Origin of the sequence: Streptobacillus ratti (assembly GCF_001891165.1) — a bacterium.
GTDB classification, from domain to species: domain Bacteria; phylum Fusobacteriota; class Fusobacteriia; order Fusobacteriales; family Leptotrichiaceae; genus Streptobacillus; species Streptobacillus ratti.
This window is the reverse complement of record NZ_LKKW01000022.1, coordinates 1-24,468: the sequence shown is the minus strand read 5'-3', so window position 1 is coordinate 24,468 and position 24,468 is coordinate 1. Positions and strand designations below refer to the sequence as shown.

The 24,468-nt window shown below is 26.8% G+C and carries 24 protein-coding genes; 21 read left to right on the top strand and 3 right to left on the bottom strand.

The genetic code is table 11. The features are described 5' to 3' along the window. Positions 1-105 precede the first annotated feature (105 nt). Both BT993_RS04785 and BT993_RS04780 read left to right on the top strand, forming a co-directional pair. Complete coding sequence (locus BT993_RS04785) at positions 106-639, top strand: hypothetical protein (protein WP_072593484.1); 534 nt, start codon at positions 106-108, stop codon at positions 637-639. Between the two features lie 16 nt (positions 640-655). Continuing rightward, on the top strand, positions 656-1,216 hold the full coding sequence (locus BT993_RS04780) for a hypothetical protein (protein ID WP_072593483.1): 561 nt from the start codon (positions 656-658) through the stop codon (positions 1,214-1,216). Positions 1,217-1,730: 514 nt separating this feature from the next. On the opposite strand, the gene BT993_RS04775 is transcribed toward BT993_RS04780, so the two are convergent. Beyond that, on the bottom strand, positions 1,731-4,781 hold the full coding sequence (locus BT993_RS04775) for an alpha amylase N-terminal ig-like domain-containing protein (protein ID WP_072593482.1): 3,051 nt from the start codon (positions 4,779-4,781) through the stop codon (positions 1,731-1,733). A 94-nt stretch (positions 4,782-4,875) separates the two neighbouring features. On the opposite strand from BT993_RS04775, the gene BT993_RS04770 reads away from it, so the two are divergent. The 18 genes from BT993_RS04770 to BT993_RS04690 all read left to right on the top strand — a co-directional run bounded on the left by BT993_RS04770 (position 4,876) and on the right by BT993_RS04690 (position 21,414). Beyond that, positions 4,876-5,919 carry an oxidoreductase gene (locus BT993_RS04770; protein ID WP_072593481.1) on the top strand — a complete coding sequence of 348 codons (1,044 nt, stop codon included), beginning with the start codon at positions 4,876-4,878 and terminating at the stop codon, positions 5,917-5,919. A gap of 8 nt (positions 5,920-5,927) precedes the next feature. Beyond that, entirely contained in the window at positions 5,928-7,064 is a 1,137-nt protein-coding gene (locus tag BT993_RS04765) for a nucleotidyltransferase family protein (RefSeq protein ID WP_072593480.1), read from the top strand. A gap of 9 nt (positions 7,065-7,073) precedes the next feature. Next, complete coding sequence (locus tag BT993_RS04760) at positions 7,074-7,994, top strand: alpha/beta hydrolase (protein ID WP_072593479.1); 921 nt, start codon at positions 7,074-7,076, stop codon at positions 7,992-7,994. A 253-nt stretch (positions 7,995-8,247) separates the two neighbouring features. Beyond that, the gene (locus BT993_RS07445) at positions 8,248-8,391 is read left to right on the top strand and encodes a hypothetical protein (protein ID WP_208600511.1); all 144 of its coding nucleotides are present in this window, start codon (positions 8,248-8,250) and stop codon (positions 8,389-8,391) included. Then, positions 8,360-8,593 carry a BRO family protein gene (locus BT993_RS04755; protein ID WP_208600510.1) on the top strand — a complete coding sequence of 78 codons (234 nt, stop codon included), beginning with the start codon at positions 8,360-8,362 and terminating at the stop codon, positions 8,591-8,593. Before BT993_RS07445 ends, BT993_RS04755 begins: the two co-directional genes overlap by 32 nt. A gap of 26 nt (positions 8,594-8,619) precedes the next feature. Next, positions 8,620-8,784 (top strand): LuxR C-terminal-related transcriptional regulator, encoded by a 165-nt coding sequence (locus BT993_RS04750; RefSeq protein ID WP_244147550.1) that lies wholly within the window; start codon positions 8,620-8,622, stop codon positions 8,782-8,784. A gap of 160 nt (positions 8,785-8,944) precedes the next feature. Beyond that, positions 8,945-10,264: an MFS transporter gene (locus BT993_RS04745; protein WP_072593477.1), complete on the top strand. Its 1,320-nt coding sequence runs from the start codon at positions 8,945-8,947 to the stop codon at positions 10,262-10,264. A 13-nt stretch (positions 10,265-10,277) separates the two neighbouring features. Beyond that, positions 10,278-11,087 carry a transketolase gene (locus BT993_RS04740; protein ID WP_072593476.1) on the top strand — a complete coding sequence of 270 codons (810 nt, stop codon included), beginning with the start codon at positions 10,278-10,280 and terminating at the stop codon, positions 11,085-11,087. Positions 11,088-11,096: 9 nt separating this feature from the next. Continuing rightward, a complete protein-coding gene (locus tag BT993_RS04735; protein WP_072593475.1) occupies positions 11,097-12,017 on the top strand; it encodes a transketolase family protein in 921 nt (306 codons plus the stop codon). A 13-nt stretch (positions 12,018-12,030) separates the two neighbouring features. Beyond that, positions 12,031-12,996 (top strand): cell division protein FtsX, encoded by a 966-nt coding sequence (locus tag BT993_RS04730; protein WP_072593474.1) that lies wholly within the window; start codon positions 12,031-12,033, stop codon positions 12,994-12,996. A 1-nt stretch (position 12,997) separates the two neighbouring features. Next, entirely contained in the window at positions 12,998-14,260 is a 1,263-nt protein-coding gene (locus tag BT993_RS04725) for a murein hydrolase activator EnvC family protein (protein ID WP_072593473.1), read from the top strand. A gap of 20 nt (positions 14,261-14,280) precedes the next feature. Then, on the top strand, positions 14,281-16,008 hold the full coding sequence (locus BT993_RS04720) for a phospho-sugar mutase (RefSeq protein ID WP_072593472.1): 1,728 nt from the start codon (positions 14,281-14,283) through the stop codon (positions 16,006-16,008). 8 nt (positions 16,009-16,016) lie between these two features. Next, positions 16,017-17,501 carry a methyltransferase regulatory domain-containing protein gene (locus BT993_RS04715; protein ID WP_072593471.1) on the top strand — a complete coding sequence of 495 codons (1,485 nt, stop codon included), beginning with the start codon at positions 16,017-16,019 and terminating at the stop codon, positions 17,499-17,501. Between the two features lie 78 nt (positions 17,502-17,579). Further along, entirely contained in the window at positions 17,580-18,560 is a 981-nt protein-coding gene (locus BT993_RS04710; protein ID WP_072593470.1) for an alpha/beta hydrolase, read from the top strand. A 26-nt stretch (positions 18,561-18,586) separates the two neighbouring features. After that, entirely contained in the window at positions 18,587-19,576 is a 990-nt protein-coding gene (locus BT993_RS04705; protein WP_072593469.1) for an alpha/beta hydrolase, read from the top strand. 132 nt (positions 19,577-19,708) lie between these two features. Next, positions 19,709-20,233, top strand: a complete 525-nt coding sequence (locus BT993_RS04700; protein ID WP_072593468.1) for a hypothetical protein — start codon at positions 19,709-19,711, stop codon at positions 20,231-20,233. Positions 20,234-20,249: 16 nt separating this feature from the next. Beyond that, entirely contained in the window at positions 20,250-20,834 is a 585-nt protein-coding gene (locus tag BT993_RS04695) for a hypothetical protein (protein ID WP_072593467.1), read from the top strand. Between the two features lie 34 nt (positions 20,835-20,868). Beyond that, on the top strand, positions 20,869-21,414 hold the full coding sequence (locus BT993_RS04690) for a hypothetical protein (RefSeq protein WP_072593466.1): 546 nt from the start codon (positions 20,869-20,871) through the stop codon (positions 21,412-21,414). A gap of 67 nt (positions 21,415-21,481) precedes the next feature. Here the strand turns inward: BT993_RS04690 and BT993_RS04685 are convergent, their stop codons facing one another. Together BT993_RS04685 and tsaD are read right to left on the bottom strand one after the other, a co-directional pair. After that, positions 21,482-22,429, bottom strand: a complete 948-nt coding sequence (locus BT993_RS04685) for a DUF4912 domain-containing protein (RefSeq protein WP_072593465.1) — start codon at positions 22,427-22,429, stop codon at positions 21,482-21,484. Beyond that, positions 22,430-23,428, bottom strand: coding sequence for a tRNA (adenosine(37)-N6)-threonylcarbamoyltransferase complex transferase subunit TsaD (tsaD, locus tag BT993_RS04680; protein WP_072593464.1), 999 nt, complete (start codon positions 23,426-23,428; stop codon positions 22,430-22,432). Positions 23,429-23,532: 104 nt separating this feature from the next. Here tsaD and BT993_RS04675 point away from each other — a divergent pair, with 104 nt between their 5' ends. Beyond that, complete coding sequence (locus BT993_RS04675) at positions 23,533-24,093, top strand: histidine phosphatase family protein (RefSeq protein ID WP_072593463.1); 561 nt, start codon at positions 23,533-23,535, stop codon at positions 24,091-24,093. Positions 24,094-24,468: the final 375 nt, after the last annotated feature.

Here is a 24,468-nt window from a genome sequence, read left to right as displayed (position 1 = left end):
CTTTTGGAATTTAGGAATATTATATATATTAAAATTTTTTATTGACAATATGTTGGGGGGGGTGTATAATTAATCTGATAAATAATTAAAATAGGAGAATAATAAATGAAAAAATTGTTGTTGATAATATCATTTTTAGGCTTTATTTCATTTTCAAATAATGTTATTGGACCAAGATATAGGTTAGAAATTTCTCAAGGAGCTATTAGTGGTAGAGAAAATGAGAAATTTAGAAGTTTTGAATTTTCTTCAAGTTCAATCTCAGTATTACCAGAATGGAAAATTGGAATTAATGAAAAATTTGATGTTACTTTTGGCCCTAAAATGACATTAAATGTAGCTCTTAATCATAGTCGGTTTTTTAAGCCAACAATAAGACCTAGTTTAATCTTTGGTGTAGAAGCAGATTTAAATTATAAAATAAGAAAAGATATTAAAATATACACTGGGATAGAATCAGGTATAGGAATAGGGTTCCAAATATTTTATGAACGAGAAGATTTACATTTTGAGATACCAGAATTTACATCTATAAGTAAAATATCATTTGGATTTAAAATAAAGGATAAGTTTAATATAGCCCTTTATACAGGTGATATTAAAGGGATGTTAGGAATAGAAGCAGGATATACATTTTAAGGGAGAAGAATAATATATGAAAAAAATATTGTTATTAATACTAATTACTGGATTATTTTCGTTTGGTAATTCAAAAAATAAAATTCCTACTAGAAAATTTACTTCTGTTAAAATAAGTGGACCAAGATATAGACTAGAGGGAGCTTTTGGAATTTTAAGTAGTAAAGAAAGAAATATCTATATGAATAATAGATTTATTTCAAATTCTATATCATTATTATCAGAGTGGAAAGTTCAAGTTAATGAAAAAATAGATGCTACATTTGGACCTAAAGTTACGTTAGATTTTTCATTTAGTATTTTTGAAGGTCTTTATATATATAAACCTAATTTAAATTTAGGAGCAGAAGCAAATTTTAATTATAGAATAAAAGAGAAAATGAAAGTATATGGAGGAGTAGAAATTGGAACAGGAGTAGGGATTTCAATAGAGAATGCTAATACTTATAAAACTATACTTACAACTATAAGCAAGATATCTGTGGGTGTTAAAATAAATGATAAATATAATATAGGTGTTTATTTAGGAAATAATATTAAAGGTATGCTTGGAATAGAAGCAGGATATACTTTCTAAACGGTAGTTGAGACTACTGTTTTTTTATTTAAAAAATAAGATAAAATGGAGTTATGTAGTAAATCTTATTAAATATACTTCAACAAAAGTTTATATTACGAAAATTAATAAATTAAAAAAATAATTTAAAAGCATTTTTGGCGATGATATCTATCATATACAAATACAACAGAAGTGAGTGTAACAATAAATTCTGAAAAAGGAGAGAATGGAACTAGGTTAGTAAATAATCATAGAAGTGGTAATATATTTAGTTTAATAAAGAAATATATTGTTTATATTGTAATTATGCATTTAATTTACATATTTAGAAATAATTTATTTGTTAAATGATTGATGAGTTAAACTTTTTTTGATTGAATATATAATAAAAAATACAAAAAATGTATGTTCATTACTTTTTTATGTTTGGAACAAATATAAATTGATTCTACAATTGATAAATTCTAATCATAAAAATTAAACAAAAATAGGTTAATATAAAAAAAGCAGATATATTTCTGCTTTTTGTTACTTATTCCCTTTTTGATAAATAAAATATGTATCCTTTTTTAGCTTTAATATCAAATTTCATTTTACCGTTAACATCACTTTTAATTTTTTTACCTGATAATAAATCAAGATATGTTTTAGAGTTATGGAAAGATGTAATAATAATGTCATTATGATCTTGAAAACTATTATTTAACACAATTATTATACTTTCTTCCTTATCATATCTCTCATATGCAATAATATCTTTTTCATTATCAAAATATATTTGTTTTATTCTACCATATACAAGAGATTTATGCTCTTTACGTATTTTAATGATTTTTCTATACCATTCAAATAAGTCCATATCTGGTTTTTGAGAATATATTTCACCATTATTAACATATGAAGTATTTCTTTCATCATCATACCAAAATTCATCCCAAAGCATAGGTTTTCTACAATATGGGTCTGTAGCTCCCCACATTCCTACCTCATCTCCGTAATAAAGCATAGGAGCTCCTATGTAAGTCATTTGGAATATAGATATTAATTTTAATATATCTTTTGGTTTAATAGTAGAATTTTTCCAATCAATGGTAGTATTTGGGTGATAGTTTCCAGCAAGATCGGGTCTAATAATATTATACCCTTTTTCATACTGTTTCCCCTCTTCTAAATTTCTACCTATTTTATCATTTACTATTCTTGAATAAAGTCTATCGGTATCATGAGACCCATTCAAGTTTTGACAAGCTTGAACAGCTTGAAGTGGATACCATGTTCTTTTTTCTCTTAATTCTAATAAAAATTGTTCGGCATTTAGCTTATAGCTGTCATTAAAATCTTTACCTTGGTTAATGAAATATCCTATTACGGCTTTAAGCCATTCATAATTCATTACGGCATCGAATTTATCTCCTGAGTTAATGTCATCTCCAGCATTAGACCAAAGTTCGGCAGTAATATATGATTCCTTTTTACATTTTTTAACAACATGACGCCATTCTTTCCAAAACATTTGATTTTCAAGATTATTAGGTACATCAAGTCTCCAACCGTCTATACCGTCATCTTCTTGCCAATTACTATGTTCTTTTCCATCAGGACCTAGCATCCATTTTCTTGTAATATTGAAAATATAGTCTTTCCATTCCTCATTAAAACTGTCAAAAACAGGTAAGGTATCAAACCCAGCCCACCCGTTATATCTTAAATTTTTTCTATTAAGATTAACAGTGTTATATGCTTCTTCTTCACTCATATTTTCTGTAACTTCTGTATAATTTGAATAATCATTAAACTTATACCAATTTGCATATTTTGAATTTTTACCATCTGCAAGAGCTAAGTTAAATGCAAAGTTATAATTACTACTATGATTAAATACAGCATCAAATATTACTCTAATACCGTTTTTATGTAATTCTTTAATTAAATCTACCATTATTAAATCAGATTCTGTCCACACCCAAGTACTAGGGTCATCTGTTTCAAGATAACCATTTTTCCCTTTATTTTCTCCAGTTAAATTAACTTCAAGTAATTCAAGTTCAGAGTTATTAACAGAATTTTTGCCAAGTACATCAAGGTAGCTTTTATTACCATATTCATTTTTGGGGTCTATATATACATTATGTAGTTTACCACTAGTTCTAATAGTACCAAAATCAGGAGATATATGCCTAAAGTCATTAGCACCATATTTATGATTTTGAAAAGAGTAGAATACTGGATTTAACCATACTGCATTTATACCTAATTTTTTAAGGTATGGAATTTTTTCTTTTATACCCTTTAAATCTCCACCATACATTCTTGCATATTTAAGTGGGTAATCAATGTTTGATTCCATATGTATTTCCCAATTAGTTCTTTCACTAAAATCAGAACACCATCTATTTCTTTCAAACTCTAAAGCATATTCATTGTTATTCCATTTGTAGTTTTTAACAAATTTACTTTCATAATTTGAATTTTTCTTAAATTTTTCTGGTGCAAACTCATTAAATATTGGGTCATTGTACACATCTCCATTATAGAATCTATCCGGAAATATGTTATACCATATAGCTTCCCTTGACCAGTAAGGGATATAGAAAATATCTTCATTTTCTTTTTTAGAATAAATTAAGGGTTTACTTAAGGTTTCTTCAAGTCCATTTATTCCATAGTAGTTTTTTATTCCACCATCTTCAAGTATGAAAAAATATTCAAAACTTTCAACATCTTCTGAAAAAGTAAGCATTCTTTTAAAATAGTCAAAAGAGTTAGTATAATCAATATATCTTTCAAGCTCATATATTCTATTTAATCCTTTTCCCTCTTTAGTGTAAGGAATTACTGATATATATACTCTTTCCACATCAGATTTTTGAGTTCTAATGCTAATCTCAAATTCTTTTTCTGTGATTTTATTGAAATAGATTAACTTTTTTTTGTCATGTAATATAGCTGAGATTTTACTTCCAGTATTAATATTTTTACTAATTTCATTAACAAAATTACCATTACCTAATTCCCCTTTTGGAAAAAGATTTCCATTTTCTCCTACAACTAAAATTTCATTCTTTTCTGGATACCAATTATGGTCTATTAAAAACTTGTATTCATAAAATCCATTTTCTATATTTAATATAACCTCATATATATTATCTTTTATGTGATTTATAGGTTCTGTTTCTGGACACCAATTGTTAAAATCTCCAGATATTTCAAATATTTTTGGCTTATACAGTCCAAATTTAGATATGTCTACATTAAATTTTATAAACTTTTTCTTTTGCAATAAAAAACTAAAATCTTGTGGATTAAATTCTACTAATATATCTATACCTGATTGTATACCAGAAATAGTTTTAGGAGAACTTTTGCTATCTGCATAGGCTCTAAATTCAGAGGCAAATGGACTAGTATGATTGTAAGTAATATTAAAATTTTCTCTATTACCATTTTCTACTTTAGTTATAGTAAAAAAATATGATGCAACATCTACTTTTGCCCATTTATATATATATTTATCATTTTTTTTGTTTAGTTTAATTTCTTTGAAAAACTTACCGTTTTTGTAAATTCCTAAAATATATTCCATTTTAAAAATCTCCTTTCATAAACATTTCTATTATATCAAAAAACGTAAAATTATGCTATACTTTAGGTAGATAAATAAAGGGAAGGAGATATTAATGGAATTATTAGAAAAATATGTTTTAGGCAATTTAGAATTGAAAAATAGGGTAGTAATGCCACCCATGGATGTTTATGAAGCAGAAGATGGATATGTAAATGAATTTCATTTAGCTCATTATGGTGCAAGAGCCATAGGAAATGTAGGGTTAATTATACAAGAAGTTACATCTGTTAGAAAAGACGGTAGAATTAGCGAACAAGATCTTGGTATATGGTCTGATAATCATGTTGAGGGGTTGAAAAAATTAGTAGATACTGTACATAAATTAGGGAGTAAAATAGGTATTCAGATAGGAGATGCCGGTAGAAAAGGTCTAGTTAAAAATGGAGATATATTATCAAGTTCAGATATTCCTTTTAGTGATTACTTTAATAAACCTAGAAAAATGGAAAAAGAAGATATATTATCTTTGATAAATGATTTTAAATTATCTGCAAAAAGAGCTCAGCTGGCAGGTTATGATTATTTAGAATTACATTCTGCACATGGATATTTAATTAATCAATTTCTTTCAAGTTTTTCTAATAATAGAGAAGATGAATATGGGGGTAGTTTAAAAAATAGGGCAAAACTTTTAGGGGAAATACTTGATGAAGTTAGAAAAGAATTTAAGGGTGTAATAGGTGTTAGAGTTTCTGCTTATGAATGGGCAGAGGGAGGATATAGCCCTGAAGATTTAGCAGAGGTATTAATAGATTTCAAAAAAAATATTGATATCATACATGTAAGTAGTGGTGGAACTGTAAATGAGGGAATACTTTCATTTTATCCAGGATATCAATTAAATTTTGCAAAAACAATTAAACAAATAGTTGATCTTCCTGTTATTGCAGTTGGACAAATAGATAGTTTTGATTTAGCTGAATTTGCAATTAGAGATTTAGGAATAGACTTAATTGCTGTAGGTAGAGCCTTACTTAGAAACCCTAACTGGATAATTGATGAGGCATTTAAGAATAATATTAATATTTCTTCAAGAAAATCAATAAAAAGAGCTTATTACAGAGATAGATTTGTTGAAAAAAATTTAAAAAAATAGGAGTAATAGTGAGAGATAAGGTAGTAGGTGTAGTAGCAGAATTTAACCCTTTTCATAATGGACATAAATATCAAATAAATGAAATATCTAAACAAGAACCTTTAATAAAAATAGGTGTGATTTCTGGTAATTTTGTACAAAGAGGGGAAATGTCTATTCTTAATAAATTTGAAAAGGCAAAAATAGCATTAGAGGAATATTATGACATTTTAGTTGAATTACCAGTATACTATTCTATACAAAATGCTGATATTTTTTGTGAATATTCTGTTAAAATATTAAATGAAATGGGTTGTAATGTACAAGTATTTGGTGTTGAAACTGAAAATTTTGATGAGATTTATAAAATAAATGAGGTTCAAAAAGAAGAAAAATATCATGAAAAATTGAGGGAGTATATAAAGAGGGGGAATTCATATATTAAAGCTCATGAATTAGTTTTAAATGAATATGGATTTAAAGATGTATATAAATCTAATAATATACTTGCTCTTTCATATATAAAAAGTATAGAGAGAAATTCATTTGATATATTGCCATGTGGTATAAAAAGGATAGGAAGTGGATATAACGAAGTTGAAAGTAAAGGGAATATAGTATCTGCAACTATGATAAGAAAAAATATTGATAGTGATATATCAAATTTTGTACCTAAATCGTGTTTACCTTACCTTATAAATAAAAAGATAGATGTTGATAAAAAAATATTTGACATGTTTAAGTATGTATTCAATGTTAAAACAAAGATTGAATTAATGGAAGTATATGATTTTAATGATAGTATGTATAATAGGGTAGAAAAATATATAAAAAAATCTACTAATATGAAAGAATTTTTATCACTTTATGTAAGCAGAAATTTTACAGAAAGTAGAATAAAAAGGGTAATTCTTAATACACTTTTACACATTGAAAAAAATGATATAAATTTAGATAGAGATATAGAATATATAAGGGTGTTGGGAATAAATGAAAAAGGTGCTAAGTATCTTAAAAAATTAAATAATCCTAAGATATTTGTTAATTGGAAAGATATAGAAAAAAATATAGATTCTAATTTAATTAAAATAGAAAAAAATGCTTTTATTATTCACGAAATACTTACAGGAGATAAAGAAAATTTAAATGTATATTATATTAGATAGGAGGGAAATATGTTTCTATTAGATGACTATATTTTAAGTACAATAGAAAAATATCCGAAAGTTACACTTGAAGAGTCTTTAAAGTATGTAATGAAAAGTAAAAATAGATTTATTTGTGGAAAATATTCACCTCTTTCTTTTGACATGGAATTTGAAGAAATAGCATATATGTCGGCTAATATCAATCTTTATGGTTGGTATATTAAAAAAGATAATGCAAAGAAAACAATAGTTATTAATCATGGTAGAAAGAATAATAGAATTTTTTGTTTGAAGTTTTTACAACTATTTGTAGATATGCAGCTTGATGAAGAATACAATATTTTTATACCAGATTTAAGAAATTCAGGAAAATCTGATGAGGCAAAAACCGCATTTGGTTATAGGTTTGCTGAAGATATTAAAAATACTTTGTTAATGTTAAATGAAAAATTTAATACTAAAGATTTTATACTTTATGGTTTCTCTCAAGGTGGTATGGGAAGTGCATTAGTCCCTTACTTATATGAAAAAGAACTTAAAGAAAAAGATATTAAAATATTAAAAATGATACTAGATTCTCCAGTATCAAATGTTAAAGAAACAATATTACATCATGCCCTATTTTTAGGATTTAAAATACCTTATGCAATAATGTCTTTTCCTCTTACAAGATTTAATTTTAAAATAGACGGTAAATTAAATGAACTAAGATTATCAAAAATATTGGGTAAAGTACCAACTTTAATACTTCAATCTGAAAAAGATGAGGCTACTCCATATGATATGATAAATAAGGAATATCAGATAATTAGAGATAAGAGTATGGAAGATGAGGGGATTATAAAGCCAATATTTAAGGCTTTTAGAAAAGGTCAACATGTAAGAATATATTTACAATATAAGTGGGAATACACTTATTCTATACAAAATTTTTTAAATTTAAGTTAGGGCTTATATTTATTCTTTTATTTTGAAAAAGGTGAGATTAGATAATATAAAAATAGAAAAAACTAATACTGAATAAAAATATTTTATAGTTTTAAGTATTAGTTTATTTTTATATTTAATAATATTAAATCATATAATAAAAATCAAAAGAAACTGTTACAAATTGTAACACTTTGAAAATGAAATTAACAGACTGAAAAATGTGGCTGACTGATGTAGCAGATGTGCTTGGAAATATATTTTAAAAGTATAGATGCAGTTAAAAGACAAAATCATAAATTTAGGGTATAATATTAAAAAGGAGGGTGTTAATATGAATGAAATAAAACTATATGAAAATAAAGAGATACGTTCTGTTTGGGATAATGAAAAAGAGATTAAAAGAAGAGGGAAGTGAATTGCTTACAATTTGTAAGCAGTTGAAAATGAAAGCAATAGACGGAAAAATGCGTCTTACTGATGTGTCAGATATGCAGGGAATATTCCGTATTATCCAATCTATTCCATCACCAAAGGCAGAGCCGTTTAAACTATGGCTTGCAGAGGTGGGAAATATTTTAAAAATATTAAATTTGAAAGCAATTATTATAGCAATCTAACTCCTACTGAAATTAAGATTCTTGGAATGGCAAGAAAGGGTAAAAGTATAGATGAGATTACTAAAAAAGCATATATTAGTAAGAGAACAGTTTTTAATCATTTAAATAACATATACTCTAAGTTGGGTGTGAATAATAAGCAAGAGGCTGTGTATAAAGCTGAACAATTAGGTTATTTTTTTGATTTTTAAAATTAATAGGGTATAATTAATATAGAGGTTCTAAGGTTTGTTATTACTTTTGAACCTCTAAATTACATTAATAGCTTTTTTATTAATTGTAAAAGTTGCGAATTTATATAAAAATGTGATAAAATACAGTGTAGGGGAAAAGAAAAAAAGGAGAAAATTTATGTCTAAAAGATTGACAAAAGCAACATATTTTTTTTATGGACTTGGTGTTGCATATTTTATGCTAGATCAAGTTTTTAATCAATGGATACAATATTTTTATCTACCGTCAGAAAAAGCCATAGCAGATTATGGAATTAGTGTAATAATGCCACCTATATATTTGGCAATTGCATTTGTAATTATGAGATTTGTAGATGCTATAGCAGACCCTGTGGTAGGATATATGTCTGATAACTCTACTTCTCGTTTAGGAAGAAGATCATTTTATATGCTAATTGGTATAATTCCTTTAGCTTTATCTATGATAGCATTTTTCTTTCCTATTACTAGTGGACCTTTAATTGCAACACTTTATTTAGCATTTATAGGGAGTATATATTTTATAGCTTATACTTTGGTTGGAGGACCATATAATGCTTTAATTCCTGATCTTGCATCAAATAAAGAGGAAAGATTAAATCTTTCTACAATGCAATCAGTATTTAGATTAATATTTACAGCAGTGCCATTAATATTTAGCCCTATTATTTTATCAAATATGATAAAATCTGGAATGAGCTTTATTAAGGCAATGAGAATAATGGTTACAGGATTTTCTGTATTAAGTGCTATTATTGTTATAATCTCAATATTTCTGTTAAAAGAAAATAAGGTAGGACATCAAAATAAGAGTGATGTGAAAAAAAATAATTTTAGAGAAGCTTTCTCATATTTAAAGAATAAAGAAATTATGCTATATTTCATAGGATTTTTCTTTTTCTTTTCAGGATTTAATATTATTAGAAATTCTGTATTATACTATGTAACTGTAATATTAGGACAAAGTGAAAAAGCAGCTAGTACACCAACAACTATATTATTTGCTGTATCAGCAATTTTCTTCCCTGTAACTCAATTTTTAAGTAAGAAATTTGATTATAGAAAGATTATGCTTTTTGATTTAGCATTAATAATATTTGGGACATTGGGACTAATTTTTTTAGGAGAAAAAAGTAAATTAGTATTCTTTTTAATGTTTTCAATAGTAGGTGCAGGGGTAAGTGGATCAGCATTCATATTCCCACCAGCTATGCTTAGTGAAATATCAACAAAACTTTATGAAAAATATAATGTGAGTGTTGAGGGTATGATGTTTGGAATACAAGGGCTATTTTTAAAACTAGCATTATTACTTCAAATAGTAACTACAACTTTAGTACTTTCTATAGGTGGAAAAGGTGGAGCAACTAGACTTGGAGTAATGATTACTTTAGCAATAGCAATAGTATTTTTAGTTATATCGTTTGTGAGCTATTATTTAAAGAAAAGTGAAATATAATTGGAGGAGTAAAATGGAAAAAAATGAATTAAAAGAAATTGCAAAAAGTATTAGAAGAAACATAGTGGAAATGATATACCACGCAAAATCAGGACATCCTGGAGGGTCACTTTCAATAGCAGATATTTTAACTGTGCTATATTTTGAAGAAATGAATATAGATCCTAAAAATCCAACAATGTCTAATAGAGATAGATTAGTATTAAGTAAAGGTCATGCAGTACCAGCACTTTATGCAACTTTAATGGAAAGAGGATATATTGATAAGAGTTTAGTAACAGAACTTAGAAAATTTGGTTCACCTTTACAAGGGCATCCAGATTTAAAAAAATTACAAGGAATTGATATGTCTACTGGTTCATTAGGACAAGGATTATCAGCAGCACAAGGTATGGCAATTTCAGCTAAAATCTCTGGAGAAGATTATAGAGTTTACGCTATATTAGGAGACGGAGAAATGCAAGAGGGACAAATATGGGAAGCATTTATGTCATCAGCTCATTTTAAACTTGATAACTTAGTTGCATTTTTAGATTACAATGACTTACAAATAGATGGTAAGGTATCAGATGTTATGCCAATAACACCTATTGCAGATAAATATAGAGCATTTAATTGGCATGTAATAGAAATTAATGGACACTGCTTTGATGAAATTAGAGCAGCTTTAAAAGAAGCAAAAGAAGTTAAAGGAAAACCAACAGTAATTATTGCTAAAACTTCAAAAGGTAAGGGAGTTTCATTTATGGAAAATAATGCTGGTTGGCATGGTAAAGCACCAAATCTTGAAGAATTAAATAAAGCTTTAGAAGAGTTAAAGTAGGAGGAAAAAATGAAAGCAACAAGACAAGCATACGGAGAAGCGTTAGTTAAATTAGGTAAATTAAATAAAGATGTTGTAGTTTTAGAGGCCGATTTATCAAAATCTACTATGACTACATTTTTCAATCAAGAATTTCCTGAAAGACATATTAATTTAGGAATAGCAGAAGCAAATATGATAGGAACAGCAGCAGGGTTAGCAACTACTGGTAAAATACCTTTTGCATCAACATTTGCAATTTTCGCAGCTGGAAGAGCTTATGATCAAATAAGAAACTCAGTAGCATATCCTAAATTAAATGTTAAGATATGTCCAACACATGCAGGAATTTCTTTAGGAGAAGATGGTGGATCACATCAATCAATAGAAGATATAGCATTAATGAGAGTAATTCCAGGTATGGTAGTTTTACAACCAGCAGATGCTACAGAAACAGAAAAAATGATATTTGCAGCAGCTGAGTATCAAGGGCCTGTATACGTAAGACTTGGAAGATTACCAGTTGCAGATATATATACTGATGAATATGAATTTAAAATAGGTAAAGCAACTACATTAACAGAGGGAACAGATGTTGCAATTATTGCAACAGGACTATTAGTTAATGAGGCTTTAAAAGCAGAAAAAATATTAAAAGAAAAAGGAATAAGTGCTAGAGTAATTAATATGTCTACTATTAAACCTTTAGATGAAGAAACTGTTTTAAAATCAGCAAAAGAATGTAAGTTTATCATTACTTCAGAAGAGCATTCAATAGTAGGTGGACTTGGAGGGGCTGTAAGTGAATACCTTTCTGAAAATCATCCAACTAAAGTAATTAAACACGGTATTAATGATATGTTTGGACAAAGTGCCGATGGAAATGTAATGCTAGACAAATATCGTTTAAGAGCTGAAAGAATAGTGGAATTAGTTCTTGAAAATATTTAAGTAGGAGGAAAAAATGACAGGTAAATTATTTGGTGGGGTTAAAGAAAATATTAAAGCTGAAAAAGGAGCATTTTTTTCAGCAGTTACAACATTTATACTAATTTTTACATTAATAAATATTTTTGTATTTGGAGCATTAAATGCTGATTTATACAGATTAAAAGAAGAACAAGCAAACCAAGTTATCCTATATATCAACGATTTAAATGATGAGGAAAAGAAATCTTTACAAGAAAAAGTTTTAAATTTAGATGGAGTTAGTTCATTAAGATTTGTATCTAAAGATGTTGCATTAAAATCTTTAGAAAAAGAATTAAATGTAGATTTAAGTTCAGAACCTAATCCTTTAGAAGATGCTTTCTTTGTGCATTTAAAAAGAGATGTTAATATAGATGAATTAAATACTAAATTAAGTGAATTAAGTGAAGTATCAAGCATAGATTTAAGAGCAAAGGTTGTCAATCAAACAGTAATGTTTAGTTCAGCTTTAGACTATTTTATTAAATATGCAATAATTTTCTTAATTATTTTCTCTGTAATGATAATATTTAATATAGTTGGACTTACAGTTAAAACAAGAAAAAGAGAAATATATGAAAGTCTATTAGAGGGTAAATCTAAAGAATTTATTAAAACTACATTCTTTTTAGAATCAGTATTAGCAGTATTAATTTCTGGTGGGTTTAGCTATTTCATATATGTTCAAATTAGAGGAGCTATAGTAGGATTAATAGAAAAAGCTAAAGGAACTACAGCTGTACAAGGATTTAGTACTTTAGGAAAAGAAACTAATTTCTTATTAGTAGTTTTATTAATTACAATAGCATTAGTATTTGTTATTAACTATTTATTCTTAAATAGATATTACAATATTAAATATTATGAAAAAAATAAAAATGAAGAATGTAAAAATCAGGCAGTAGAAGAAATTAAGGAAGAAATAGAGGAAGATTTTCAAGATTTAAGAGAGGAGCAATAATATGAAGAAAAAGATTGTACTTTTTCTTTCACTTTTATCTTTAGCATCTTTTGGAAATAATCTTGATAAGAATAAGAATAGAATAAATCAAATTGATAAACAGGTAAAAGATAATACAAATAAGATAAATAATAATAATAGTAAAATAAATAATGCTAAAAAAGATGAAACAGCTATAAAAAAAGAAATACAGGAATTAGATACTTTAATTTCTAAATTACAAAGAGAATACAGTGTTATTCAAAATGAATATATAGCTTTACTTAAAGAAATAGGTAAAAGTGAGAAAGAAATTAAGTTAAGTATAAGAAAGATTGAAGAAAGTAGCAAAAAAATTAATGAGGGGAAAACAGATTATTCAAATAAGATTAATACATGGAATAAAGTGTATAATGCTAAAGTGTTTCAAAAAAATACATTTTCCTCAGAGTCTGCAAAAAAAACTAATGATTTAATAAAAGTATTAGAACAAGGGCAAAATAATATTAAGAAAATTGAAAAGTATAAGCAACAAGAAGAAATTCATAAGAAAAATGAAGAAATATTAAAGAATAAAACACAACAAGAAGCTAAAAAAGTAGAGAAAAAGAAATTAGAACTTGAAAATAAGAGGGCAGAATTAAGAAAAGCTAAGCTTAATAAAGATAAAGCCGTTAAAAATTTACAAATTCTTCAAGATAGTTTAAAAAATGAAAATAAGAAGATAGAAAGAACTAACTCTAGTTTAATAGCAGAAAAGAAAAAATTAGAACAACAAATTAATGCAATAATTGCAGCAGCTAAAAAAAGAGAAGAAGATGCTAGAAAGAAAGCAGAAACTGATAAGAAAAATAAGCCTAGTGGTGATAATAAAGGGAAAACAGAACAAATTAAAGAAGTTGTAGTTCCTAAAGGTACAGGTAAATTTATTATGCCAATTAATGGAAGTATAGTAGTTGCATATGGTCAAGAAAAGACTAAAGGTATTACAAGTAAAGGTATAGAAATACGTGGAAGTTTAGGTCAAGCAGTTAAAGCCTCTGATAGTGGAGTTGTCCTATATTCTGGTTCACTTAAAGGGCTAGGGGCAGTAATTATGATAGACCATGGAGACTTTATAACAGTTTATGGTAATCTTTCTTCAGTAAGAGTTGCAAGTGGAGCTAAAGTAAGTAAGGGTCAAACTATAGGAACTTTAGGTAGAGATAGTATAACTAAAGAACCTAACTTATACTTTGAAGTAAGAAAAGGCGTAAATTATGTAAACCCAGCAAATTATTTATAATAAAAAGGAGTAATAGTAATATGAATTATATGGATAAATATAATAAATGGTTAAGCAATGAAAATTTAGATTCAGATTTAAGAAATGAGTTAGAATCAATTGCAAATGATGAAAAAGACATAGAAGATAGATTTTACCAAGAATTAGAATTTGGTACAGCTGGACTAAGAGGGAAATTAGGTGCAGGAACTAATAGAATGAATGAATATGTAATAGCACGTGCAACTCAAGCCTTAGCTAATGTTATAAAAAAAGAAGGACAAGAAGCTATGGATAGAGGAGTGGCTTTTGCACATGACTGTAGAATATTTTCTCCAGAATTTGCACTTATCGCATCTTTAGTAATGGCTAGTAATGGTATACGTGCATATTTATTTGAAAGCTTAAGACCTACACCAGAACTTTCATATGCTATTAGATATTATAAAACAATATCAGGTGTAAATATTACGGCTAGTCATAATCCTAAAAACTATAATGGATATAAAGTATATTGGGAAGAGGGTTCTCAAATTAAATCAGTAATATCTGATGCAGTGTTTGAAGAAATTTCTAAATTAGATATTTTTGGTAAGTATATAACTTTAACTAAAGAAGAAGCTATAGAAAAAGGCTTATTAGTAATTATAGGGAAAGAAATTGATGAGGCGTTCTATAGTGAAGTTATGAATACATCTTTAAGATCTAATGATGAGTTAGATATGAATATTAAGTTAGTATATACACCATTAAATGGAGCTGGAAATATTCCTGTAAGAACAGTTTTAGAAAGAAAAGGATATGAAAATGTTTATGTAGTTAAAGAACAAGAAATGCCTGATGGAACTTTCCCTACATTAGTTTATCCTAACCCAGAAGATTTAGCTGCTTTTGAATATTCAGAAAAATTAGCTTTTGAAAAAAATGCAGATATATTAATTGCAACAGATCCAGACTGTGATAGATTAGCAGTTGAGGTTATGCACAATGGTAAAATAGTTGCTTTAAATGGTAACCAAACAGGAGTATTATTAATCAACTACATAGTATCAACTATGAAAGAAAAAAATATTTTCCCTAAAAATCCAGTAATAGTTAAATCTATAGTTACAGGAGAAATGGGAACAGCAGTAGCTAACAAATATGGAATAGAAATGATTAATGTACTTACAGGATTTAAAAATATATGTGCTATAGCTAATATGTATGAAGAAAGTAAAGAAAAAAACTATATCTTCGGTTATGAAGAAAGTATAGGATATAATATAGGGACATTCTTAAGAGATAAAGATGGTGTTTCATCTGCACTTATGCTAACAGAAATGGCAGCATACTATAAAAAACATGGTAAGACTTTAATAGATGTTTTAAATGAACTATTTGAAGAGTTTGGATACTATAAAGAAAAAGGTGTTTCAGTAGTACTTGAGGGTATGGAGGGAGCATTAAGAATTAAAAGAATGATGATTAAGTTTAGAGAAATATTCCCAAGAACTATAGGTGATGCTAAACTTAAAGAAATAACAGACTATAAAGCACAAACAGTATTTGATGTTGAAACTGGAGAAATATCACCATGTGAAATTGAGCCAACAGATGCTATTAAATTCTTATACGATGATGGAAGTTGGTATACTTTAAGACCATCTGGAACTGAACCTAAAATCAAACTATATGTTTATGTAAAAGATTTAGTTGAAGAAAAATCATTAGAAAAATTAACTGTATTTGAAAAAGAAGTACTAGACATTTTATATAGTATAGATTAGAGGTTATTATGAATGACATAAAAGAGTTAGAAAAATCATACGATTCTATTCCATATATATCCAAAAGTTTTAAAAAATGCCAACCATTATATTTAAAAACTATAATGAAAATGTTAAGTTTTGAAACTACTGATTTAAATAAAATGAAAGTTTTAGAAATAGGTTGCTCTTTTGGTGGAAATATTATTCCCATAGCTATTTCAAATCCTGATTCAGAAATTATTGGATTAGATTTATCTAAAGTACAAATTGATGAGGGAAATGAAATAATAGAAAAAATAGGACTTAAAAATATTAAACTTTATCATAAAAATATTTTAGAATATAATAATGAGTTTGGAAAGTTTGATTACATAATTTGTCATGGAGTATTTTCTTGGGTACCCGATGAAGTAAAGGAAGCTATATTAAAAGTTGTTAAATCAAGTTTGACAGAAAATGGTGTAGCAGTTATTTCATATAACACATATCCGGGTTGGAAGAGAATAGATATTGCTAGAGATTTAATGCTATTTAGTATTGAAAATTTAAATGATAGATTAGTAAATGTAAATGACCAAGATAAGGTTGAAATAGGTAAAAGTGCGATTAGATTTTATTTAAATAATTCTATAGTTGATGAAAATATGAAGTCAGTTTTAGAAAATGTATTAGATAAAGATTCTCACTATTTATACCACGAATATTTTGAAAAATATAATGATCCTATGTATTTTTATGAATTTTATAAAATGTTAGGGAAATATGATTTAATTCATGTTGTAGATAGTAGTATGTCTAATTCTTATCCTAATTTTAGTCAAGAAATTAAAAATGCAATCAATAATGAATGTGGTGAAAATAGGATAGCAAAAGAACAATATTATGATTTTTTAAGAAATACACAATTTAGAACTAGTATTATAACACATAGAGAAAATTCTGATAAAATTAATTTAACAGATGAAATATTATTAGAAAAGTTAGATGAGATATATGTTAGAGGAACGTATACTTTTGAAGATGAAAAATGGAAATATGGAGACATAGAAATTGGCGAACAAAATGGAGAATTATTAAATTTTTTAACAGAAAATTATCCTAAAAATTTTAAAATTAAGGAATTAATTGAAAAATTTGGTAGAGATGAATACTATAGAATATATGGATTAATATATAGGGAAAATATAGATTATGATGTGTATGAAAGAGGAACTATTACAGAAAATCAAATTGGAACTATGAATTTAAATTATTTAAAATACTATTTTGAAGAGAATAAAAAAATAACATTCTCTAATTATAAAGGAGAAATTCTTGATATGCCAGAATATTTAAATGTATTAATAGATTTATTATATAAAAATGATTTAGATAGTTTAAAAGAACAAATAGCTGAAAAATTTGAAACTGGAGAATTAGTTTCTGGTATGGATAAGACTTTTTCAGAACTTGCAGATTTTGTAATAAATGATATTAAAAGAATGTCAAGAGCATATGAGTTACATAGATAATAAGATATTAAGGATTTACACCTGTAAATCCTTAATTTTTGCATTAATATACTAATATTTTAAAAGTGAGGGATATAAATGGATATAAGAAAACCTAAATCAGAAGAATATATAGAGGGAAATTTTTCTCCTGAAGTAAAGTATATAAATGAATTAAGAATTAAAGAATCTAAAAAAAGAGAAATAAAAAAATTTTCTTCAAGGCTTGAAAAATTAAGAGATGAAATGTGGGCACCAAATATTGATATTACTTCTACAAATATTAAAAATGATGTAGAAAATATAAATGGTATAAAAGTAGTTAAATATTCAAGAGAATCAGAAGATATGAAAAAATTAATAATATACTTCCATGGTGGAGCATATTTTGGAGGGTCTACTGATTTAGTTCATAATAGTTGTAGATATATAGCTGAGCAAACAAATGCTACTGTAATTTCAGTTGAGTATTCACTAGCACCAGAATTTCCATATCCTACAGCTATAAACGAGGGTTATACTATACTTAAATATTTTGAAAATAAATATGAAGATATTTATTTATGTGGAGATAGTGCAGGTGGAGGACTTGCATGTTCTGTATGTATTAAAGATATAGAAAAAGAGAGTAAGATATCAAAAGGTTTAATCCTTTATTACCCAGTTTTACTTATAGATTTAAATGATAATTGTAGAGATGACTTTGTTTGGGATATTAAAGAATATCATGTAGATGAAAAAAATACAGAAGCATTAATTACAATAATGTATTTAAAAGATATAATGCCATTTATTAAGGAAATGTATGTTAAAACTAATGAAACGAAAGATAATTACTATATTTCTCAAATTAATGCACCAGATAGTTTACTTAAACAATTTCCTAAAACATTAATTTTCACAGCAGAATATGATTATTTAAGATTAGAAGCAGAATATTTCCATAAAAGACTTAAGGAAAATGGTGTGAAATCAATAGGAATAAGATATGCAGGAGAAGTTCATGCCTTTATTACTAAAATAGGGTATAATAATAATGTTATAGATAGTGTAAATGAAATAAGGGAATTTATTAAATAATATAGAAAGTGGGATTAGAAAGAATTATGGATATAAGAAGACCTAAGATAGATGAATATAAAATAGGGAGTCTTTCTCCTCAAGTAAAATTTATAGAAGAATTAAGACTTAAAGAAGTAGAAAAAATAAAATCAAGAGAATTTTCTTCAAATATTGAAAAAATGAGAGCAGCAGCTTGTATTCTTAATACAGATATCACGACTACTAATATTAAAATAGACATTGAAAAGGTAAATGGTATTAGAATAGTAAAATATTCAAAAAATTTAGAAAATATAGATAAATTAATAATATATTTCCATGGTGGAGCATATTTTGGAGGTTCAACAGACATAGTTCATAATAGTTGTAAATATATAGCAGAACAAACAGGTACAACTGTAGTTTCTGTTGATTATTCATTAGCACCAGAATTTCCATATCCTACAGCTATAAATGAGGGATATGCTATACTTAAATATTTTGATAATAAATATAAAAATATTTACTTAAGTGGAGATAGTGCAGGTGGAGGACTTGCATGTTCAGTATGTATTAAAGATATAGAAGAAAAAACTAAGATAACTGATGGACTAATACTTTATTATCCTTTTTTACTTATAGACTTAGAAGATAACTGTAGAGATGACTTTATATGGGACATGAAAGAATATGATATAGATAATACAAATATTGATGCTCCTTTAATAAAATCATTAATAACTGAATTAAGAGACATCATCTTATTTGTTAAAGATACATATATTAAAACTAATGAAACTAAGGGAAATTACTATATTTCTCAAATTAATGCACCAGATAGTTTACTTAAACAATTTCCTAGAACATTAATGTTTACATCAGAATATGATTATTTAAGATTAGAAGCAGAATATTTTCATAAAAGACTTAAGGAAAATGGTGTAAATTCAATAGGAATAAGATATGCAGGAGAAGTTCATGCCTTTATAGACAAAATAGGTTATAGCGATAATGCTATAGATAGTGTAAATGAAATAAAAGAATTTATTAAGTAAATTAATATAAAATAGAGATCAACTATTAAATAAAAGTTGGTCTTTTTTAGTATTGACAAAGTTAATGTATTGACAAAAGATATCGGGGGGGGGGTATAATAGATTGAAAATAAAAAAATAGGAGAATAATAAATGAAAAAGTTATTATTAGCATTATCAATTATAAGTATAAGCGTATCTGCATCTAACATTAGTGGACCAAGATACAGATTAGAAATGGCAGTAGGAGCTATGAATTTAAGAGATAAAAAAATTTTTAGATCACCTAAAGTTGTTTCAAGTTCTATTTCAGTATTTCCAGAATGGAAAGCAGATATTAATGAAAAGTTTGATATCACATTTGGACCTAAGGGGACATTAAATGTTGCATTTAATATTAATGCTCAAACAACAGTAAGATCTAGTGTGATTTTAGGTGGAGAAATTGATTTTAACTATAAAGTAAAAGAAAACCTTAAAATATATAGTTCTATAGAAGCAGGATTAGGTGTAGGATTTCAAGGTCCTATAATTACTGGAGACCCTCATATACAAGGCGAACTTACATCAATAAGTAAGCTTGGACTAGGAATAAAAGTAAATGAAAAATTTAATTTTGCACTTTATACAGGAGTTATTAAAGGAGTATTGGGAGTAGAAGCTGGATACACTTTTTAAAAGAAAGGAATAAGATATGAAAAAGATACTATTATCAATAATATTTTTTACTGGATTAATTTCATTTTCAAGTAAAGAAAACAATTCAAAACAAAAGGTAAATGGGATTTCTACTACAATCTCTAATAATAAAAAAGTAATTAAAATAACTGGACCAAGATATAGGGTGGAGGGAGCTTTAGGTACTCTTATAACTAAAGAATCAACAGGTTCAGAATTGACCTCAGTATCTGTAGCAGTATTACCAGAATGGAAAGCTCAGATGAGTACAAAATTTGATATTACTTTTGGACCTAAGATTACTACAAATGTTTCAATTATTAAAACTCAAACAAACTTTGAAGTTAGATCTAGTTTAATTTTAGGAATGGAAGCTAATCTTAACTATAAGTTAAAAGAAAATCTTAAAATATATAGTGGAGTAGAGATAGGAACAGGGATTAGTTATTTAAAAGTTCAGGGTAAGTCTGGAGATGGGTTTAATGTAGCCACTATAGGTAAAATATCTACAGGTATTAAGATAAGAGATAAGTATAACATAGGAATCTATACAGGAAATGTTAAAGGATTACTTGGACTAGAAGTAGGATATACATTTTAATTAGAATAAAATAGTAATTAATTAAGGAGTGAAAATGAAAAGAATTTTATTAATATCTTTAATGCTTATAGGGTTATCGAGTTTTACACATAATGCAGATGAAAGATATAGACTTGAGGGAGCTGTTTATTATGCTTTTGAACATAAAAAAATTACTGGTGGTAATAATAGCAATACTGGGCATGGAGGAATTTTTTCAATAGGTGTAATGGCAGAATATAAATATGAGATGTCTAAAAAAGTAGATTTTACAGTTGGACCAAAAGTTTATTTAACAGGAGGTGCTTCTAATATTCCAAATTTTAATACAACTCAAGGAAGAGGGTCTGTTAATCTAGTTCTTAAGGGAGAGGTTAATTATTCTGTAGCTAGAAACATTAAAGTTTATAGTGGAATGGAATTAGGAGTAGGAGTATTTATTAAACAGGTTGATGGTATTGACAAAAGCGTAGAAGCAAATGTTGCAGCAACATCTAAAGGATTAGTGGGAGTTAAGTTATTAGATAAATATAATCTTGCTTTATTTGGTGGTTATGAAGATAGAATTATAACAGGATTAGAATTAGGTTATACTTTTTAAATATAATTTTGGAAATTTTAATTAATATTAAAAGGGGCATACATTTTTGTAATACCCCTTTTTATTTTTATATAATTCTTGAAGATCCTTGGAAAGAAGAACCATTTAATAGACTAGATTCATTTTCTCCTCTTACTAATGATTGTATTTCTTCATCTGATAATAATTCTTTATCTAAAACTTCTTGTTGATATCCTAAATAAGAAGATATGTTATTCTTATCAACGTTTCTAAAAGATATAACTTGATATCCATTTATATTTTCTATTTCAGATATACCCCATTTTACATCAAAGTTTTCAGATGGTAATGGATTAGGAACATTTGCTTCTGTTGAATGTGCAACTTCTATGAAATTATCAAATTCATCTAAATATCCTAAATAAACTATGTATTCTTGATTAGAATCTACATTATTAATATACATACTTCCATTTCTTGAATGAGTTTGTATTTTTACTTTTTCTTCACCGTCTATGCTTTTAAGCACTATAATAGGATTTTCATTAATTAATCTAGCACTATTACTTAGGTTATAATAAAAATCTTCTCTAATTTCCCAATATGTAAATAAAGTGTCTGTATTTTTAGGTATTAATACTATCTCGTTATTATGGTATTGTTCTGGAAGAGGTCTTTTATTAAAATATTTTTCTTCTTGTTGTTCAAATATTAAATATTTAGACATTTCAACTTTTAATTTATCTTCATCATGATTATTTTCACTAAAAGTATATTTACTATTTAAATATTTTGGCTTTTTTCTATAAATCTGTCTTAATGAGCTTTGATTGGGATAGTTTCTATAACTTCCAATTTTATTCTTTTTAAGTTTTAATATTTCCCTGATGCTAAGTTCTGAATTTTCTAAGTCTATTACTTCTACTTTTTCCATGTCATTAACCTCACCATTCTTATTTTTTGCTACAACTTCTGTATCTTTAGCTTTAGTCTTTTTAATTTTGATATATATTAATATTAAAAAGATTAATAATATTATAAAGATATTACCCATCTATAATCCTCCTTGTTTTTTTCTTTTTGTGTCTATTGCATCAATAAACATATTTTCTTCTCTTAAATTTTTATGATAACATGCAGAGGCTATCATTGCAGCATTATCAGTACAATATTCAAATTTAGGAAATATTATGTCTATATTTTTGAAATGTTCAGAATCAATAATAGCTTTACGTATCGCCTTATTTGCTGAAACTCCTCCAACTACAGATATAGTTTTAATATCCTTTTCTTTACTTGCCTTTGATAACTTATCTATTAAAACTTCTATAATCTTATCTTGAAAAGTTTTTGCAAGATCTTCTTTATTAAAATCTTCACCTTTCATTTTTTTTCTATTTACATAATTGGTAATAAATGTCTTTATACCACTAAAACTAAAATCATATTCTGAAACTTTTGGAGTTGGTATCTCAAAACTATTATGACCCATAATTGCCAATTTTTCAAGTAGTGGTCCACCAGGATATTCAAGCCCTAATATTCTTGCGACCTTATCATAAGCTTCTCCTATGGCATCATCAAGAGTTTCTCCAAGTAAAGTTAAATCTTTGTTTTCGTCAATTAAATATAGTGATGTATGTCCCCCTGATGCAACTAAAGTTAGCATAGGAAGTTTTGGTTCATGGTCTATAAAAGTTGAAAAAATATGTCCATCAATGTGATTTACAGGTATTAATGGTATATTATTTGACAAACTTAAACCTTTTGCAAACATCAATCCAACTAAAAGAGACCCTATAAGTCCAGGTGTGTTGGTAACGGCTATGTATGAAATATCACTTATTTTACAATTAGCTTCTTTAAGTGCTTTATCGTAAACAGTTAATATATTTTCTATATGATGTCTTGATGCAATTTCTGGAACAACTCCACCATATTCCTTATGTATATCTATTTGACTTGCAATAACATTGCTTAACACTTTTTTACCGTCTTTTAATACGGCAACAGAAGTTTCATCACAAGAACTTTCAATAGCTAAAATTAACATATTGTATACCTCTTTTCTCTTTTCATTTTAACAAATTTGTCTAAACTTGTAAAGGGGGATATATTATGTTAAAATAGTAGTAATTAAAAGTTTTGGAGGTAAAAATGATAGTATATTTAGTAAGACATGGGAAAACAGAATGGAATCTTGAAGAAAGAATACAAGGTTGGGAAGATTCGCCATTATTACCTGATGATAAATCTCCAGAAAAAGCATCTGAAAAATTAAAAGGAATACATTTTGACTATGTTTGCAGTAGTGATTTAGGAAGAGCCGTTGAAACTAAAAGAAGAATATTAGAAATACTTGGAATAGAAAACCATGGAAATGAACATGCAGAATTTAGAGAAGTTGGTTTCGGTGTATTAGAGGGGCAACCTATAGAAGTATTGAAAAATAAGTATGCAGATTTATGGAGAAAGTATAAGACATATTCAGAAGATTTTATTCCATCAGATTTTTTTGAGGGGTTTGAAAGTGTTAAAGATGTTAAAACAAGAGCTTTAAATAAGCTTGAGGAAATAAAAAAAATTTATGGAGAAAATTCAACTATCTTAGTTGTAGCACATGGTTCTATTATGTCTATACTAGAACATAACGGTAAAAAGTTAGATGAACCAGCAGTGATTATAGAAAATGGTGGAGTTTTAAAATTAGAAATTTAATCATCTAATGAAACACTAAGTTTTTGCACTGAATAATTCAAAGTTTAATAGTATATAATCAAAACATACCAAAAGAAAAAGATAAGAACTTTTTCTTCATAACTCCTTTTTAAGGCCGTCTAACCAACGGCTTTTTTCTATATATTAACAAAATATAATTTAGAAAACATTTTGTTGTGAGATAATACATATGTAACAAAAAAAATAAAAAAAGAAAGGTTTCTGCTATAATAAGATTAGGACACCAAATTAAGGAGAAACCTTTCAATGAAAAGTATAACAAAGAAAGTAAAAAAAAGCAATAGAATAATAACAGAAGAATTAAGAATGAGACAAAGAGCAGTAGAATATGCAATAAAGATAAATAATAATGCA

What these genes read in the sequence shown, in the direction of transcription:
- BT993_RS04785 (WP_072593484.1), top strand. Translation starts at nt 106, where the DNA reads ATGAAAAAATTGTTGTTGATAATATCATTTTTAGGCTTTATTTCATTT.
- BT993_RS04780 (WP_072593483.1), top strand. Translation starts at nt 656, where the DNA reads ATGAAAAAAATATTGTTATTAATACTAATTACTGGATTATTTTCGTTT.
- BT993_RS04775 (WP_072593482.1), bottom strand. Translation starts at nt 4,781, where the DNA reads ATGGAATATATTTTAGGAATTTACAAAAACGGTAAGTTTTTCAAAGAA.
- BT993_RS04770 (WP_072593481.1), top strand. Translation starts at nt 4,876, where the DNA reads ATGGAATTATTAGAAAAATATGTTTTAGGCAATTTAGAATTGAAAAAT.
- BT993_RS04760 (WP_072593479.1), top strand. Translation starts at nt 7,074, where the DNA reads ATGTTTCTATTAGATGACTATATTTTAAGTACAATAGAAAAATATCCG.
- BT993_RS07445 (WP_208600511.1), top strand. Translation starts at nt 8,248, where the DNA reads ATGCAGTTAAAAGACAAAATCATAAATTTAGGGTATAATATTAAAAAG.
- BT993_RS04755 (WP_208600510.1), top strand. Translation starts at nt 8,360, where the DNA reads ATGAAAAAGAGATTAAAAGAAGAGGGAAGTGAATTGCTTACAATTTGT.
- BT993_RS04750 (WP_244147550.1), top strand. Translation starts at nt 8,620, where the DNA reads ATGGCAAGAAAGGGTAAAAGTATAGATGAGATTACTAAAAAAGCATAT.
- BT993_RS04745 (WP_072593477.1), top strand. Translation starts at nt 8,945, where the DNA reads ATGTCTAAAAGATTGACAAAAGCAACATATTTTTTTTATGGACTTGGT.
- BT993_RS04740 (WP_072593476.1), top strand. Translation starts at nt 10,278, where the DNA reads ATGGAAAAAAATGAATTAAAAGAAATTGCAAAAAGTATTAGAAGAAAC.
- BT993_RS04735 (WP_072593475.1), top strand. Translation starts at nt 11,097, where the DNA reads ATGAAAGCAACAAGACAAGCATACGGAGAAGCGTTAGTTAAATTAGGT.
- BT993_RS04730 (WP_072593474.1), top strand. Translation starts at nt 12,031, where the DNA reads ATGACAGGTAAATTATTTGGTGGGGTTAAAGAAAATATTAAAGCTGAA.
- BT993_RS04725 (WP_072593473.1), top strand. Translation starts at nt 12,998, where the DNA reads ATGAAGAAAAAGATTGTACTTTTTCTTTCACTTTTATCTTTAGCATCT.
- BT993_RS04720 (WP_072593472.1), top strand. Translation starts at nt 14,281, where the DNA reads ATGAATTATATGGATAAATATAATAAATGGTTAAGCAATGAAAATTTA.
- BT993_RS04715 (WP_072593471.1), top strand. Translation starts at nt 16,017, where the DNA reads ATGAATGACATAAAAGAGTTAGAAAAATCATACGATTCTATTCCATAT.
- BT993_RS04710 (WP_072593470.1), top strand. Translation starts at nt 17,580, where the DNA reads ATGGATATAAGAAAACCTAAATCAGAAGAATATATAGAGGGAAATTTT.
- BT993_RS04705 (WP_072593469.1), top strand. Translation starts at nt 18,587, where the DNA reads ATGGATATAAGAAGACCTAAGATAGATGAATATAAAATAGGGAGTCTT.
- BT993_RS04700 (WP_072593468.1), top strand. Translation starts at nt 19,709, where the DNA reads ATGAAAAAGTTATTATTAGCATTATCAATTATAAGTATAAGCGTATCT.
- BT993_RS04695 (WP_072593467.1), top strand. Translation starts at nt 20,250, where the DNA reads ATGAAAAAGATACTATTATCAATAATATTTTTTACTGGATTAATTTCA.
- BT993_RS04690 (WP_072593466.1), top strand. Translation starts at nt 20,869, where the DNA reads ATGAAAAGAATTTTATTAATATCTTTAATGCTTATAGGGTTATCGAGT.
- BT993_RS04685 (WP_072593465.1), bottom strand. Translation starts at nt 22,429, where the DNA reads ATGGGTAATATCTTTATAATATTATTAATCTTTTTAATATTAATATAT.
- tsaD (WP_072593464.1), bottom strand. Translation starts at nt 23,428, where the DNA reads ATGTTAATTTTAGCTATTGAAAGTTCTTGTGATGAAACTTCTGTTGCC.
- BT993_RS04675 (WP_072593463.1), top strand. Translation starts at nt 23,533, where the DNA reads ATGATAGTATATTTAGTAAGACATGGGAAAACAGAATGGAATCTTGAA.